This is a genomic window from Shinella sp. WSC3-e (assembly GCF_945994535.1).
Taxonomy (GTDB): Bacteria; Pseudomonadota; Alphaproteobacteria; order Rhizobiales; family Rhizobiaceae; genus Shinella; species Shinella yambaruensis.
The window spans coordinates 3,191,450-3,205,418 of record NZ_OZ000530.1; the positions used below are offsets into that span (position 1 = coordinate 3,191,450).

Below are 13,969 nucleotides of genomic sequence, written 5' to 3' on the forward strand. Positions count from 1 at the left end.
TCCGGAAGGAATGGAATGGGCGTCGCCCGGCTTTCGTATACTGGGGCATGAACGGAAAGACACCCGGCTTCAACGTGATCGGACAGCTCGCGGCGCTCAGGCGCTACGCGCTCTCCCTCGTGCGCAATCCGGACGAGGCCGAGGACCTGGTGCACGATGCGCTGGTCAAGGCATATGAGCGACAATCGACCTTCCGCACCGGCGCCAGCGTGCGCAACTGGCTGATGTCGATCCTGCACAATGCGCATGTCGACCGCCTGCGCCAGCGCCGCTCGCAGGAACGCCGCCACGATGCGGCGGCGGAACTGGCGGAGGCGTCCGTCCCGGCGAACCAGGACCATTCGGTGCGCCTGACGCAGTTGCGCAACGCCTTCTTCGCCCTGCCGGAAGACCAGCGCGAGGCCCTGCATCTCGTCGCGATCGAGGAGCTTTCCTATCAGGAGGCGGCCGAAACGCTGGGCATTCCGGTCGGCACGCTGATGTCGCGCGTCGCCCGCGCCCGCCAGCGGCTGCGCGCCTTCGAACAGAGCGGCGCGGCCGCTCCCGTCACACATCTCAGGCTCGTCGGAGGCACTGGCGATGACAAGCAATGATCCCATTCTCGAAACCGATCTCAACGCCTATGTCGACGAGCAGCTCGCCGTCGGCCGGCGCATCGAGGTGGAGGCCTATCTTTCGGAACGGCCGGAGGTCGCGGCGCAGGTCATGAAGGACCTGCGCGTGCGCGACGAGCTTCGCCTGGCGCTCGCCGACCATCGCACGGTGATCCGGCAGGAAACGCGCGAGGCCGCGCGGCTTCTGGAGCGCTCGCTGTCGCGCCGCCGCATCTTCTCCGTCTTCCGCCGCGCCGCGGCCATCGCCCTGTTCGTTGCCGCCGGCTGGACGGCCCATGCCGTGCTCGGCCCCTTCGGCGCCACCGAGGTCGTGGCCTCCACGCCGCCGCCCGCCTTCGTGGAGGAGGCCGTGCGCGCGCACAGGACGACGCTGCTGCGCGACACCATGGCCTCCCAGCCGGAGACCGAGACCTTCGATCCGGCCGAGATCCGCTCGGCAACCGCGATCGTGCTGCCGGACCTGCCGAAGGGCTGGGGCGTGATCGACACGCAGGTCTTCCCCTCCGCCTACGGCCCGAGCGTCGAGCTGGTGCTGGAACCGCGCAAGGACGAGCGCCTGTCGCTGTTCGCGGTACGCCCCGGCTCGTTCGCCGTGCAGCATGTCCTGCTCTTCCACGCCGACAATGCCCGGGCCGCCTACTGGCAGATCGGCGACGTCGCCTATGCGCTTGTGTCGGAAAGCCGCAAGGCCGACGACCTGGCGCAAACCGCGCGCGATCTCTCGCGCACGCTCTACTGATCAACCGCTTCCAAACCGAAGGAGACATTCGATGGACCCCGTACAACAGCGATTTGGCTACGGCGCGCAGGCGCAGTCGGCCGCCCTCTTCGACGAGGGCCTGCGCCAGCACATGCTGCGCGTCTACAACTACATGGGCGCAGGCCTCGTCATCACCGGCCTCGTCGCCTTTATCGTCGGCTCGACGCCGGCCCTCTACGTGCCGATCTTCTCCTCGCCGCTGAAGTGGGTGGTGATGCTGGCGCCGCTCGCCTTCGTCTTCTTCTTCTCGTTCAAGATCCAGACGATGTCGGCCAGCGCCGCGCAGATGACCTTCTGGGCCTTCTGCGCCGTCATGGGCCTGTCGCTCGCCTCGGTGTTCCTCGTCTTCACCGGTACGAGCATCGCCCGCACCTTCTTCATCGCCGCCACCATGTTCGGCACGACGAGCCTCTACGGCTATGTGACGAAGCGTGACCTGTCGAAGTTCGGCTCGTTCCTGATCATGGGCCTGATCGGCGTCATCATCGCCTCGATCGTCAACATCTTCCTCGGTTCGACCGCACTGCAGTTCGCCATCTCCGTGATCGGCATCGCCGTCTTCGTCGGCCTCACCGCCTGGGACACGCAGAACATCAAGGAACAGTATGCCGAGAACATCGACCAGGAATCGCAGCAGAAAATGGCCGTGTTCGGCGCGCTTTCGCTATACCTGAACTTCGTCAACATCTTCCAGCTCCTGCTGAATTTCACCGGCGAACGCGAGTAGTTTTCGCAAGGGATTTCAAAGAGAACGGCGGGGTAAAACCCCGCCGTTTCCGTTTGCCTCCACCCACTGCCGTCATCCTCGGCCTTGAGCCGAGGATCCACGTTCCGCCCGCGGCTATGGATGCTCGGGTCAAGCCCGAGCATGACCGAGGAGAGGGCGCCGCGAGAAACGGAACAAGCGGCCATATGGGTTGCATGGCTCGTTTCTGCAGCGTGTTTCGCGCAATATAACGTAAGCTTATTCTTACATATTTTACCCCGTTGACAAATCGCCACGCAGCGTCTTTGCTTAGGGCATTCACCAGGGGGGTCCCGACAAGGGGCTGAGATACTGCTGGCATTCGCAGCGCAGTGACCCGTTGAACCTGATCCAGTTCATACTGGCGTAGGGACGGTGCAAGCGCTGTAGAACCCGAAATCCGCAACCCGGATTCCGCCTACGCGTCCTTCCATCATTCCGGCTCTAGGACTGGGTCTCCAACCGCAAACTTGGAGCCTCACGATGAACATTGCCGCCCAGAAGCTCACCCCCACCGTCACGACGGGCGCCCTTCCCGCCTCGCGAAAGATCCACATAGCCGGCGAGCAGCACCCGGAGATCCGCGTGCCGATGCGCGAGATCGCGCTGCACCCGACCTCCGGCGAACCGCCGGTCATCGTCTACGACGCCTCCGGCCCCTATACCGACCCCGCCCATGTCGTCTCGATCGAGAGCGGCCTGCCGCGGCTGCGCGAAGCCTGGGTCGCGGCGCGCGGCGACACCGAGGACTATGAAGGCCGCCACATCCGCCCGGAAGACAACGGCTTTGCCTCCGGCGAACGGCTGACGCCGGAATTTCCCGTGCGCAACCGGCCGCGCCGGGCGAAGGACGGCAAGGCCGTCACCCAGCTCGCCTATGCCCGCGCCGGCATCATCACGCCGGAAATGGAATTCATCGCCATCCGCGAGAACCTCGGCCGCAAGGCCGCCAAAGAGGCGCTCATCCGCGACGGCGAGAGCTTCGGTGCCCATATCCCCGACTTCGTCACGCCGGAATTCGTTCGCCAGGAAGTCGCGAGCGGCCGGGCCATCATCCCGGCCAACATCAACCATCCGGAAGCCGAGCCGATGATCATCGGCCGGAATTTCCTGGTGAAGATCAATGCCAATATCGGCAATTCCGCCGTCACCTCCTCCATGGCGGAAGAGGTCGAGAAGATGGTCTGGGCGATCCGCTGGGGCGGCGATACGGTCATGGACCTTTCCACCGGCCGCAACATCCACAACATCCGCGAATGGATCATCCGCAATGCGCCGGTCCCGATCGGCACCGTGCCGCTCTACCAGGCGCTGGAGAAGGTGAACGGCATTGCCGAGGACCTCACCTGGGAGGTCTTCCGCGACACGCTGATCGAGCAGGCCGAACAGGGCGTCGACTATTTCACCATCCATGCCGGCGTGCGGCTCGCCTATATCCCGCTCACCGTGAACCGCGTCACCGGCATCGTCTCGCGCGGCGGCTCGATCATGGCCAAATGGTGTCTCCATCACCACCGGGAAAGCTTCCTCTACGAGCATTTCGAGGAGATCTGCGACATCTGCCGCGCCTATGACGTCTCCTTTTCGCTGGGCGATGGCCTCCGCCCCGGCTCGATCGCCGACGCCAACGACGCCGCGCAGTTCGCCGAACTCGAAACGCTCGGCGAGCTGACGCAGATCGCGTGGGCAAAGGATTGCCAGGTGATGATCGAAGGCCCCGGCCATGTGCCGATGCACAAGATCAAGGAGAACATGGACAAGCAGCTGAGGACCTGCGGCGAGGCGCCCTTCTACACGCTCGGGCCGCTGACGACCGACATCGCCCCCGGCTACGACCACATCACCTCGGGCATCGGCGCCGCGATGATCGGCTGGTTCGGCACGGCCATGCTCTGCTACGTCACGCCGAAGGAACATCTCGGCCTGCCCGACCGCGACGACGTGAAGGTCGGCGTCATCACCTACAAGATCGCCGCCCACGCCGCCGACCTCGCCAAGGGCCATCCGGCGGCGAAGATCCGCGACGACGCGCTGTCGCGCGCCCGCTTCGAGTTCCGCTGGGAGGACCAGTTCAACCTCTCGCTCGATCCGGAGACCGCGCGCGCGTTCCACGACGAGACGCTGCCGAAGGAGGCGCACAAGGTGGCGCATTTCTGCTCCATGTGCGGCCCGAAATTCTGCTCCATGCGCATCTCGCACGATATCCGCGCCGAGGCGCAGAAGGAGGGACTGGAGGCCATGGCGGCGAAATATCGCGACGGCGGCGACCTTTATATGCCGCTTGCCGGCGCCCCGGCCGGAGAATGACCATGCGCGTCCTCGTCAAGGGGGCCGGCGTTGCCGGCCTCACGGTCGCCTGGCAGCTCTATCGCCACGGTTTCGACGTCACCATCACCGAGCGCGCCGAAAAGGTGGGCCTCGGGGCCTCCGGCTTTGCCGGCGGCATGCTGGCACCCTGGTGCGAGCGGGAGAGCGCGGAGGAGCCCGTGCTCACGCTCGGCCGCTCGGCCGCCGACTGGTGGGAGGCGGCCGTGCCCGGCCATGTCAGCCGCCAGGGAACGCTGGTCGTTGCCGCCGGCCGCGATGCCGGGGAGCTCGACCGCTTCGCCCGCCGCACGAGCGGCTGGGAATGGCTGGATGCCGCGGCCATCGCCGAGCTGGAGCCGGATCTCGCCGGCCGCTTCCCCAAGGCCCTGTTCTTCCGGCAGGAGGCCCATCTCGATCCGCAACGGGCGCTCTCGGCCCTCACCGCCGGGCTGGAGGAGGCGCGCATGCGCTTCCTCTTCGGCGCGGACGGCACGCCGGATGCGGCACGCTACGACCGCGTGGTCGACTGCACCGGCGCGGCCCGGATCGGCCAGCTGCCGGACCTCCGGGGCGTGCGCGGCGAGATGCTCTATGTGGAAACCCCGGAGATCAACCTCTCCCGCCCTGTCCGCCTGCTGCATCCGCGCCATCCGATCTATGTCGTACCGCGCGGAAGGAACCGTTTCATGGTGGGCGCAACCATGATCGAGAGCGCCGACGGCGGCGGCATCACCGCCCGCTCGCTCATGGAACTGCTGAACGCCGCCTACACGCTGCACCCGGCCTTTGGCGAGGCGCGGCTCACGGAAACCGGTGCCGGCATCCGCCCGGCCTATCCCGACAACCTGCCGCGCGTGAGCGAGCATGATGGCACGCTCCATGTGAACGGCCTCTATCGCCACGGCTTCCTGCTGGCCCCCGCCATGGCGGCGGAGGTCGCGCGGCGGCTTCTTGCAGAACAGGCACGACCGGAAAGGAGGGCATCATGACCTTCATCATCAACGGCGAGGAACAGGAGGTCGCGGCCGCGACGCTCGCCGACCTCCTCTCCGTTCTCGATTATGAGGGCGAATGGCTGGCGACGGCGGTCAACGGCGAGCTGGTGCACCGCGAGGACCGCGCCGGCTTCACGCTCGGCGCACGCGATCGCATCGAGATCCTCTCGCCCATGCAGGGAGGCTGACATGCTGAAGCTCTACGATAAGGAGGTGCGCTCGCGCCTGCTGCTCGGCACCGCCCGCTATCCCTCCCCCGCGATCCTCGCCGAGGCCGTGCGCCGCGCGAAGGCGGAGATCGTCACCGTGTCGCTGCGGCGGGAAACCGCCGGCGGCAAGGCGGGTGGCGCGTTCTTCGAGCTGATCCATGCGCTCGGCGTGCATGTCCTGCCCAACACCGCCGGCTGCCACAGCGTGCAGGAGGCCGTGCTGACAGCGAAGATGGCGCGTGAGGTCTTCCGCACGGACTGGATCAAGCTGGAGGTGATCGGCCATCACGACACCCTGCAGCCCGACGTCTTCGGCCTCGTCGAGGCGACGCGCATCCTGACGGGCGAAGGCTTCCAGGTCTTCCCCTATACGACGGACGACCTCGTCGTCGCGGAAAAGCTGGTCGAGGCCGGCTGCCGCGTGCTGATGCCCTGGTGCGCGCCGATCGGCTCGGCCATGGGACCAGTGAATCCGATGGCGCTGCGCACCTTCCGGGCGCATTTCCCCGACGTGCCGCTGATCGTCGATGCCGGCATCGGCCGCCCCTCGCACGCCGCCGGCGTCATGGAACTCGGCTATGACGCCGTGCTGCTCAACACCGCCGTCGCCGGCGCCGGCGATCCGGCGGCGATGGCAGAAGCCTTCGCGCTCGCCATCGATGCCGGCCGCCTCGCCCATGCCGCCGTGCCGCTGGAGCCTCGCGACATGGCCGTTCCCTCCACCCCCGTCATCGGAAAGGCCGTCTTCTCATGACGCTCGATCCCTTCTACCTCATCGTCGACAGCGCCGACTGGATCGACCGGCTCGTGCCGGTCGGCGTGAAACTCGTGCAGCTGCGCATGAAGAACACGCCGGACTATCGCCTGCGTGACGAGATCCGCAGGGCGAAAGCCACATGCACCGAACATGGCTGCCAGCTCATCGTCAACGACTACTGGCAGATCGCCATCGAGGAGGGCTGCGATTACGTGCATCTCGGACAGGAGGATCTGGCGACCGCCGATGTCGGCGCCATCCGCGCGGCCGGAATGAAGCTCGGCCTTTCCACCCATGACGATGCCGAGCTCGACATCGCGCTTGCGGCAAGGCCCGACTATGTGGCGCTCGGCCCGGTCTGGCCGACGATCCTGAAGAAGATGAAATGGGCGCCGCAAGGCGTCGGGCGGCTCAGGGACTGGAAGACGCGCATCGCACCGCTTCCCCTCGTCGCCATCGGCGGGCTCAACCCGGATCGCCTGTCGGCCGTCTTCGAAAACGGCGCCGACAGCGCCGCCGTGGTGACCGACATCACGCTGAACGCCGATCCGGAGGCGCGCACGCGCGAATGGATCGCGCGCACGGCACGCTGGCGGTGATCACGCCTTCGGCGCGATCTTCCAGAGCCGCTCGGCATTTTCCGAGAGCACGCGGCGCTTGTCTTCCAGGCTGACGCCTGACAGCAGCGCCTGCGTCGCGCCGATCCAGGTGGAAAGCCCGCCGCCGAGCGTGCAGACCGGCCAGTCACTGCCCCAGACCATGCGTTCGAAGCCGAAATGCTCCACCACATGGGCGAAATAGGGCTTCAGGTCCTCCAGCGTCCAGTCTTCCGCGCCATAGGCGGGGATGCCGGACAGCTTCACCGTGACGTTCGGCCGGCGCGCGATCTCCGCGACCGGCCCCTTCCAGGCATCGAAGCCGCCGCCCTTGATGTCGGGCACGCCGCAATGGTCGAGCACGAAGGAGACGTCGGGCGCAAGGTCCGCCAGCGCGATCGCCTTCCCGATCTGATGCGGCAGGACGCAGAGATCGAAATTGAGACCGATGCCCGCCAGCCGCCGGATGTTCTCGCGAAAGAGCGCGCCTTCGGAGACATCGTCCGGCACGACATGCAGCACGCGGCGGAAGCCGCGCACGAAGAAATTGGCGAGGACCGCCTCGAGATAGGCCGGAAAGTCGGGCGATTCCGGCCGGCAGGCGGCGATGGCGCCGACGAGCAGGCTGCCCGCCTCCCTTGCAAGCCCCTCGATCATGGCCGTCTCGCGCGCAATATCGCCCTCCGCCACGTCCACTTCCATATGCAGCGCCGCGACGATGCCGAGGCGGCGCGCTTCGCGCGCATAGGTCTCCTGCGTGAAATCGTCATCGAGCGGCGGCACGCCGGCAAGCCAGGGATAGGACAGCAGGTCCCGGTAGATGAGATGCAGGTGCGTATCGACGATCATGCGCGGCCTCCTCCAAGCACGGCGAACACTGCCATAGAAGAATTGTCCATTCAAATACGAATTAACCGGAGCGCGGCGTCCCGTTTCACCCGGCGGTAAACAGCATGAACAACCGCAAAGGCTACCAATCCGGCCCGCCCCTCCTACCTTCCCTTCCAGCAACAGGAGGAACCGCATGAAGATCAGCGCACGCAACCGCCTCAAGGGCAAGATCGTCGAGGTCGTTCTCGGCGCGACGACGGCCCATGTCCGCATCGATGTCGGCGGCTCGATCATCACCGCCGCCATCACCAACGATGCGGTGAACGAACTCGGCCTTGCCGCCGGCCGAGAGGCCTATGCGCTGATCAAGGCATCGGACGTGATGGTGGGTATCGACGATTAGGATGTCCCGGCGCAATTCCGGGCGCAAGACCGCTTCGCACTTTCACTGGAATTGCTTCATTCGTCGATTTTCTTGCACATACGCACCGGCTCGGTCGCGAAATCGCCCTTCTGCGGCGGCGCGATCGGCTTGAACAGGCTGCGCTCCGGCTTCAGGTCGATCAGCGGCGTGCCGTCGAGGCAGTCGAGCCCGCGCACGAAGAGCCGGTTGCCCTCGATCTTCTCCAGGACGACGATCGACGTGCCGATCGGGTTGGGGCGCACGGGCGAGCGCAGCGAGAAGGTGCCGTGCACCTCGCCATTCGAGGCCGGGCTCTGCAGCACGAGGTCGCGGCGCGACTGGTGCAGCCAGTAGAGCACCTCCAGCCGCTCGAAACGCTCCGCCCCCTTCAATGCCTGCACCCAGGGCTCGAAGACCTCGATGGTGCAGACCGGCCCGTCGGGGCGCCCCTGGCGCGGCGTTTCCATGCGCGAGGTCCAGGGCGTCGAAATCCGGCCGATGAAGACGACGTGCGCATCCGCGGTCTCCGGCGGGGTGATGGCCACCTCGTTCTCGCGGATCTCATTCAACCGGACCATGCAACGCTCCATCGCTGTATTTCTTGAAATATGACGATAACCTCCGAACGCGATGAGGGAAAGATGCCCGGAGACGGGAAGACGGCGACAGATTGACCCCCTTGGCGCAGGCAGCCTCAGCCGGCACCGGACGCCTCGGCATTCCGCGCACGCCAGTCCGTCGGGGAAAGGCCGGCCCGCTTGCGGAAGAAACGCGAGAAATAGGCGGGATCCTCGAAGCCGATCTCCCGGCCGATATCCTCCACCGGACGGATGGTGAAGCGCAGCAGGCGCTTGGCCTCCAGCAGGCGCCGTTCCAGCACCATGTCCTTCACCGTCTGGCCGAAGACCGTGCGTGCCGCCTTGTCGAGCAGGTGCGGCGTCGTCGCCAGCCGCTCGACATAGCGCCCGACCGGCCAGTCCTCCCGGTAGTGCCGGTCAATGGCGCGGCGCAGTTCCAGCCCCAGCGCGACCGCTGGCGAGGCCGCCGCAAAGCCGCCCGGACCGCCGAGCCGCGCCATCAGCGAAAGCACGACGCCGATCAGCCCGGCAAGCACCCGCTCGCTCGCCCCCGCGCCGCCGCGATATTCCTCCATCACCATGGCGAGCAGCGCGTCGATCCGCGTCCAGCCCGGGGCATCCGCCGCGCCGGAAAGCAGCACCGGCGCATCGAGCGCCAGATCCACCTGCGGCGCCATCGCTCGCAGCTGGTCGTCCGAGATGGAGACGACGATGGCATCCGACTGTTCGCCGACATCGAAGCCGTGCACGACGTTGCTCGGCACGAAGCTGATCGCCGGAGCGGAAAAATTCCAAGTCCGATCCTCGATCTGGTAGCGCCCCTCGCCCTTGAACCAGTAGGTGATCTGCCCCATCAGCGGATGCTTGTGCGGCGCGACCTGCCCGAAATGCAGGCTTTTCCGCTCCATCACCGTCTCGACATGCAGGAAGCCGACGTCGAGCGTGCGGCTCGGCTCGCCATAGACGAAGAAGGCAGGAACATCCTTGCGAAGGGTCATGCCGGAAAAAGTACCAGCGAATTGCCGTGTTTGTCCATGGTGCTCCTGGCGGCCCCGACTTAGCGTTTGTCAGGATTTTCAAGGAGGAGCACCCCATGCGCGCGGAAGACCATCGCAGCGACAAGACCCGGCCGTTTACCGGCGCCGAATATCTCGCAAGCCTGCGCGACGGGCGCGAGGTCTATATCAACGGCGAACGCATCGCCGATGTCACCAGCCATCCGGCCATGCGCAATTCGGCCCGCTCCATCGCCCGCATGTACGATGCGCTGCACGACCCGAAGCGCAAGGAGCGCCTGACATCGCCGACCGACACGGGCTCCGGCGGCTACACGCACAAATATTTCCGCGTCGCCCATTCCGCCGCCGATCTCGTCGCCCAGCAGGGCGCCATCGCCGATTGGGCGCGCATGTCCTACGGCTGGATGGGCCGCACGGCCGATTACAAGGCGGCGCTGATGAATACGCTCGGGGCGAATGCCGACTGGTACGGCCCGTTCAAGGACAATGCGCTTTCCTGGCACAGCCGCGCGCAGGAAAGCGTGCTCTTCATGAACCACGCCATCGTCAACCCGCCGATCGACCGCCACAAGCCGGCCGACGCGGTGAAGGACGTCTTCGTTCACATCACGAAGGAGACCGATGCCGGGATTTATGTCTCGGGCGCCAAGGTCGTCGCCACCTCCTCGGCGCTGACGCACTATAATTTCCTCGCCCAGAGCTCGGCCACCGTCACCGAGGACCCGTCGCTGTCGGTCATGTTCATCCTGCCGATGAATGCACCCGGCGTAAAAATGTTCTGCCGCACCTCCTACGAACAGACGGCAGCGACAGCGGCCCATCCCTTCGACTACCCGCTCTCCTCGCGCTTCGACGAGAACGACGCCATCCTCGTGCTCGACAATGTTTTCATACCGTGGGAGGACGTGCTGGTGCTGCGCGATGCGGCAAAAATCCTCTCCTTCCACCCGGCCTCCGGCTTCATGCACGGCTATTGCTTCCAGGGCTGCACGCGGCTTGCGGTGAAGATGGATTTTCTGGCCGGCCTGCTGGCGAAAGCCTTGCGGGCGACCGGGGGCGACGCCTTCCGCGGCAACCAGGCGATGCTCGGCGAGGTGATCGCCATCCGCCACCAGTTCTGGTCCTTCTCCAACGCCATGGCCTACAACCCCATCCCCTGGGCGAACGGCGCGGTACTGCCGAACCTCGAAGCCGCGCTCTGCTACCGCACCTTCATGTCCGAAGCCTATCCGAAGGTCATCGACATCGTGCGCCGCACCGTCGCCTCCGGCCTGATCTATCTCCCCTCCTCGGCCAGGGATTTCGCCAATCCGGAAATCGACCGCTATCTCGCGCAATATGTCCGCGGCTCGAACGACATGGGGCATATCGAGCGCATCAAGATCATGAAGCTGCTGTGGGATGCGACCGGCACGGAGTTCGGCGGCCGCCACGCGCTCTACGAGTTGAACTATGCCGGCGCGCCGGAGGAAGTGCGCCTGCAGGTGCTGAAGGGCGCGGAGCGCGGCGGACGCCTCAAGGAAATGGAAGCATTGGTCGACCAATGCATGGCGGACTATGACGAGACCGGCTGGACCGGCGACACCTGGCTGCCGCCGCTCGGCGACGGCGCCCTCAGCAACGCCGCCGAATGAGGGCGTCGCCATGGAGGTTTCCAAGACCGAATTCCGCAACGCCATGGCGCGCGTCTGCGCCCCGGTCAACGTGATCACCACCAAGGGGCCTGCCGGCCGCGGCGGTTTCACCGCCACCGCCATGTGCTCGGTGACCGATGAGCCGCCCACCCTGCTCGTCTGCATGAACAGCCGCTCGGCGCAGACGAGCCTCTTCATCGAGAACCAGCGTTTCTGCGTCAATGTGCTGACGCAGGAGCACAAGGCGCTCGCCGCCTCCTTCGCCGGCCGACAGGCGGACATGGAGGCGCGCTATGCCGATGCGAACTGGCTGGACCTGCCCTCCGGCAACCAGGCGCTGACGGACGCCATCGTCTCCTTCGATTGCCGGCTGACGGAGGCGCGGCCGGTCGGCACGCACAACATCCTCATCGGCGAGGTCGTGGATATCCGCAGCCGGCGCGATGGGCATGCGCTGCTCTATTTCGACCGCAACTATGTGCATGTGCCGACGCAGGCCGGCAGTTTCGGCGGTTGACGAAACCCTCTTGACATGCGACCTTGTATTTAACATGTTAAATAATAACTGCGCGCCGGGAGGAACGATGCCGCACCTGACCGTCGAATATTCGGCCAATCTGGAAGGCCGCGCCGATCTTGACGCCCTCTGCGCCGGGCTGCTGGCGACGGTGCTGGAAACCGGCCTCTTCGAGGTCGGGGCGGTGCGGGTGCGGGCACTCCGCGCCGATCACTACGCCATCGCCGACCGCCTGCCGGAAAACGCCTTCATCGACCTCAACTTCCGCATCGGCAAGGGCCGCAGCGCCGAGGAGAAGGAACGCGCCGGCGAGGCGCTGTTCGCCGCGGCGAGCCGGCTGCTTGCCCCGCTCTTCGAGACGCCGCATTTCGCGCTGTCGCTGGAAATCCGCGAGATCGACGCGGAGCTGAGCTGGAAGAAGAACGCCATCCATCCGCGCCTTCGCGGCCAATAGCAGGACATGTCATGACGAAATTTCAGGAAAACAGCGCGAAGGCGGACGCCTATCTCGCCCGCTTCAAGGAACACGGCGTTCTGAACCGCATCGCCGGCGAGGATGTTCCCGCCGAAGGCGGCGCGACCTTCGAGACCATCTCCCCCGTCGACCTGAAGCCGCTCGCCACGGTCGCCAAGGGCGGGGCGGCCGATATCGACCGCGCCGCGAAAGCCGCCAAGGCCGCCTTCGCGGACTGGGCGGCCATGCCCGGTGACGCGCGCAAGAAGCTGCTGCACAGGATCGCCGACGCCATCGTGGCGCGGGCCGAGGAGATCGCCTTCGTCGAATGCATGGACACCGGGCAGTCGCTGCGCTTCATGGCCAAGGCCGCGCTGCGCGGGGCGGAGAACTTCCGCTTCTTCGCCGACCGCGCGCCGGAGGCCCGCGACGGCAGGACGCTGCGCGCCGAGGGCCAGGTCAACATGACGACCCGCGTGCCGATCGGCCCGGTCGGCATCATCACGCCGTGGAACACGCCCTTCATGCTGTCCACCTGGAAGATCGCCCCGGCGCTCGCCGCCGGCTGCACCATCGTGCACAAGCCGGCCGAGTTCTCGCCGCTGACGGCGCGCCTGCTCGTGGAGATCGCCGAGGACGCGGGCCTGCCCAAGGGCGTGTGGAACCTCGTCAACGGCTTTGGCGAAGATGCCGGCAAGGCGCTCACCGAACATCCCCTCATCAAGGCCATCGGCTTCGTCGGCGAAAGCCGCACCGGCTCGATGATCATGAAGCAGGGCGCCGACACGCTGAAGCGCGTGCATTTCGAGCTCGGCGGCAAGAACCCGGTCATCGTCTTCGCCGACGCGGACCTCGAACGCGCGGCGGATGCCGCCATCTTCATGATCTATTCGCTGAACGGCGAGCGCTGCACTTCCTCCTCCCGCCTGCTGGTGGAGGAGAGCATCTACGACCGCTTCACCGCCCTCGTCACCGAGAAGGCGAAACGCATCAAGGTCGGCCATCCGCTCGATCCGGAAACCGTCGTCGGCCCGCTCATCCACCCGGTGCATGAGAAGAAGGTTCTCGAATATATCGCCATCGGCCGGTCCGAGGGCGCGACGGTCGCGGCCGGCGGGGAAAAATTCGACGGGCCGGGCGGCGGCTGCTATGTCGCGCCAACGCTCTTCACCGGCGCGAACAACGGCATGCGCATCGCCCAGGAGGAGATTTTCGGGCCGGTGCTGACCGCCATCCCCTTCAAGGACGAGGCCGAAGCGCTCGCGCTCGCCAACGATGTCCAGTACGGCCTCACCGGCTATCTCTGGACATCGGACGTCACACGCGCCTTCCGCTTCACCGATCGTCTCGACGCCGGCATGATCTGGGTGAATTCGGAGAATGTGCGCCACCTGCCAACGCCCTTCGGCGGCGTGAAGAATTCCGGCATCGGCCGGGATGGCGGCGACTGGTCCTTCGACTTCTACATGGAGACGAAGAACATCGCCTTCGCCACAAGCGCCCATGCCATCCCGAAACTCGGCGGCTGACCGCCGGAAGACCAGACTGCG

General features: G+C 66.1%; 16 protein-coding genes and 1 riboswitch. Of the genes, 13 read left to right on the forward strand and 3 right to left on the reverse strand.

Annotated features, from left to right (window positions below; all coding sequences use genetic code 11):
- Positions 1 to 47: 47 nt before the first annotated feature.
- From AABF56_RS15825 to AABF56_RS15860, 8 genes are all read left to right on the forward strand, one after another.
- Positions 48 to 593 (forward strand): sigma-70 family RNA polymerase sigma factor, encoded by a 546-nt coding sequence (locus AABF56_RS15825; protein WP_244768125.1) that lies wholly within the window; start codon positions 48 to 50, stop codon positions 591 to 593.
- The gene (locus AABF56_RS15830) at positions 580 to 1,353 is read left to right on the forward strand and encodes an anti-sigma factor family protein (RefSeq protein ID WP_272806662.1); all 774 of its coding nucleotides are present in this window, start codon (positions 580 to 582) and stop codon (positions 1,351 to 1,353) included. Before AABF56_RS15825 ends, AABF56_RS15830 begins: the two co-directional genes overlap by 14 nt.
- A 31-nt stretch (positions 1,354 to 1,384) precedes the next feature.
- Complete coding sequence (locus AABF56_RS15835) at positions 1,385 to 2,101, forward strand: Bax inhibitor-1/YccA family protein (protein WP_064331329.1); 717 nt, start codon at positions 1,385 to 1,387, stop codon at positions 2,099 to 2,101.
- Positions 2,102 to 2,393: 292 nt separating this feature from the next.
- A riboswitch (TPP riboswitch) is annotated at positions 2,394 to 2,510 on the forward strand.
- A gap of 92 nt (positions 2,511 to 2,602) precedes the next feature.
- On the forward strand, positions 2,603 to 4,426 hold the full coding sequence (gene thiC, locus AABF56_RS15840) for a phosphomethylpyrimidine synthase ThiC (RefSeq protein ID WP_272806663.1): 1,824 nt from the start codon (positions 2,603 to 2,605) through the stop codon (positions 4,424 to 4,426).
- Positions 4,427 to 4,428: 2 nt separating this feature from the next.
- The gene (thiO, locus tag AABF56_RS15845) at positions 4,429 to 5,415 is read left to right on the forward strand and encodes a glycine oxidase ThiO (RefSeq protein WP_272806664.1); all 987 of its coding nucleotides are present in this window, start codon (positions 4,429 to 4,431) and stop codon (positions 5,413 to 5,415) included.
- Positions 5,412 to 5,609, forward strand: coding sequence for a sulfur carrier protein ThiS (gene thiS / locus AABF56_RS15850; RefSeq protein ID WP_272806665.1), 198 nt, complete (start codon positions 5,412 to 5,414; stop codon positions 5,607 to 5,609). Before thiO ends, thiS begins: the two co-directional genes overlap by 4 nt.
- 1 nt (position 5,610) lies before the next feature.
- A complete protein-coding gene (locus AABF56_RS15855) occupies positions 5,611 to 6,384 on the forward strand; it encodes a thiazole synthase (RefSeq protein WP_272806666.1) in 774 nt (257 codons plus the stop codon).
- Positions 6,381 to 6,986 carry a thiamine phosphate synthase gene (locus AABF56_RS15860; protein ID WP_272806667.1) on the forward strand — a complete coding sequence of 202 codons (606 nt, stop codon included), beginning with the start codon at positions 6,381 to 6,383 and terminating at the stop codon, positions 6,984 to 6,986. The genes AABF56_RS15855 and AABF56_RS15860 overlap by 4 nt, the downstream gene beginning before the upstream one ends.
- Here AABF56_RS15860 and AABF56_RS15865 read toward each other — a convergent pair whose 3' ends face one another.
- Positions 6,987 to 7,832, reverse strand: a complete 846-nt coding sequence (locus tag AABF56_RS15865; RefSeq protein WP_272806668.1) for an amidohydrolase family protein — start codon at positions 7,830 to 7,832, stop codon at positions 6,987 to 6,989.
- 175 nt (positions 7,833 to 8,007) lie between these two features.
- On the opposite strand from AABF56_RS15865, the gene AABF56_RS15870 reads away from it, so the two are divergent.
- On the forward strand, positions 8,008 to 8,217 hold the full coding sequence (locus AABF56_RS15870; RefSeq protein WP_064331336.1) for a TOBE domain-containing protein: 210 nt from the start codon (positions 8,008 to 8,010) through the stop codon (positions 8,215 to 8,217).
- A gap of 56 nt (positions 8,218 to 8,273) precedes the next feature.
- Here AABF56_RS15870 and tsaA read toward each other — a convergent pair whose 3' ends face one another.
- Complete coding sequence (gene tsaA, locus AABF56_RS15875) at positions 8,274 to 8,795, reverse strand: tRNA (N6-threonylcarbamoyladenosine(37)-N6)-methyltransferase TrmO (RefSeq protein WP_272806669.1); 522 nt, start codon at positions 8,793 to 8,795, stop codon at positions 8,274 to 8,276.
- A 116-nt stretch (positions 8,796 to 8,911) separates the two neighbouring features.
- The gene (locus AABF56_RS15880; protein WP_272806670.1) at positions 8,912 to 9,793 is read right to left on the reverse strand and encodes a helix-turn-helix domain-containing protein; all 882 of its coding nucleotides are present in this window, start codon (positions 9,791 to 9,793) and stop codon (positions 8,912 to 8,914) included.
- A 95-nt stretch (positions 9,794 to 9,888) separates the two neighbouring features.
- Here AABF56_RS15880 and AABF56_RS15885 point away from each other — a divergent pair, with 95 nt between their 5' ends.
- The 4 genes from AABF56_RS15885 (at position 9,889) to hpaE (ending at position 13,948) form a co-directional block, all read left to right on the forward strand.
- Positions 9,889 to 11,448 carry a 4-hydroxyphenylacetate 3-hydroxylase N-terminal domain-containing protein gene (locus AABF56_RS15885; protein ID WP_272806671.1) on the forward strand — a complete coding sequence of 520 codons (1,560 nt, stop codon included), beginning with the start codon at positions 9,889 to 9,891 and terminating at the stop codon, positions 11,446 to 11,448.
- A 10-nt stretch (positions 11,449 to 11,458) separates the two neighbouring features.
- Positions 11,459 to 11,965, forward strand: a complete 507-nt coding sequence (locus tag AABF56_RS15890) for a flavin reductase (protein WP_272806672.1) — start codon at positions 11,459 to 11,461, stop codon at positions 11,963 to 11,965.
- A gap of 67 nt (positions 11,966 to 12,032) precedes the next feature.
- A complete protein-coding gene (locus AABF56_RS15895; protein WP_272806673.1) occupies positions 12,033 to 12,419 on the forward strand; it encodes a 5-carboxymethyl-2-hydroxymuconate Delta-isomerase in 387 nt (128 codons plus the stop codon).
- Positions 12,420 to 12,430: 11 nt separating this feature from the next.
- On the forward strand, positions 12,431 to 13,948 hold the full coding sequence (hpaE, locus tag AABF56_RS15900; protein WP_272806674.1) for a 5-carboxymethyl-2-hydroxymuconate semialdehyde dehydrogenase: 1,518 nt from the start codon (positions 12,431 to 12,433) through the stop codon (positions 13,946 to 13,948).
- Positions 13,949 to 13,969: the final 21 nt, after the last annotated feature.

Bases quoted from the DNA above. Each gene is read 5' to 3' on its own strand.
- AABF56_RS15825 (WP_244768125.1), top strand. From the start codon at position 48: ATGAACGGAAAGACACCCGGCTTCAACGTGATCGGACAGCTCGCGGCG.
- AABF56_RS15830 (WP_272806662.1), top strand. From the start codon at position 580: ATGACAAGCAATGATCCCATTCTCGAAACCGATCTCAACGCCTATGTC.
- AABF56_RS15835 (WP_064331329.1), top strand. From the start codon at position 1,385: ATGGACCCCGTACAACAGCGATTTGGCTACGGCGCGCAGGCGCAGTCG.
- thiC (WP_272806663.1), top strand. From the start codon at position 2,603: ATGAACATTGCCGCCCAGAAGCTCACCCCCACCGTCACGACGGGCGCC.
- thiO (WP_272806664.1), top strand. From the start codon at position 4,429: ATGCGCGTCCTCGTCAAGGGGGCCGGCGTTGCCGGCCTCACGGTCGCC.
- thiS (WP_272806665.1), top strand. From the start codon at position 5,412: ATGACCTTCATCATCAACGGCGAGGAACAGGAGGTCGCGGCCGCGACG.
- AABF56_RS15855 (WP_272806666.1), top strand. From the start codon at position 5,611: ATGCTGAAGCTCTACGATAAGGAGGTGCGCTCGCGCCTGCTGCTCGGC.
- AABF56_RS15860 (WP_272806667.1), top strand. From the start codon at position 6,381: ATGACGCTCGATCCCTTCTACCTCATCGTCGACAGCGCCGACTGGATC.
- AABF56_RS15865 (WP_272806668.1), bottom strand. From the start codon at position 7,832: ATGATCGTCGATACGCACCTGCATCTCATCTACCGGGACCTGCTGTCC.
- AABF56_RS15870 (WP_064331336.1), top strand. From the start codon at position 8,008: ATGAAGATCAGCGCACGCAACCGCCTCAAGGGCAAGATCGTCGAGGTC.
- tsaA (WP_272806669.1), bottom strand. From the start codon at position 8,795: ATGGTCCGGTTGAATGAGATCCGCGAGAACGAGGTGGCCATCACCCCG.
- AABF56_RS15880 (WP_272806670.1), bottom strand. From the start codon at position 9,793: ATGACCCTTCGCAAGGATGTTCCTGCCTTCTTCGTCTATGGCGAGCCG.
- AABF56_RS15885 (WP_272806671.1), top strand. From the start codon at position 9,889: ATGCGCGCGGAAGACCATCGCAGCGACAAGACCCGGCCGTTTACCGGC.
- AABF56_RS15890 (WP_272806672.1), top strand. From the start codon at position 11,459: ATGGAGGTTTCCAAGACCGAATTCCGCAACGCCATGGCGCGCGTCTGC.
- AABF56_RS15895 (WP_272806673.1), top strand. From the start codon at position 12,033: ATGCCGCACCTGACCGTCGAATATTCGGCCAATCTGGAAGGCCGCGCC.
- hpaE (WP_272806674.1), top strand. From the start codon at position 12,431: ATGACGAAATTTCAGGAAAACAGCGCGAAGGCGGACGCCTATCTCGCC.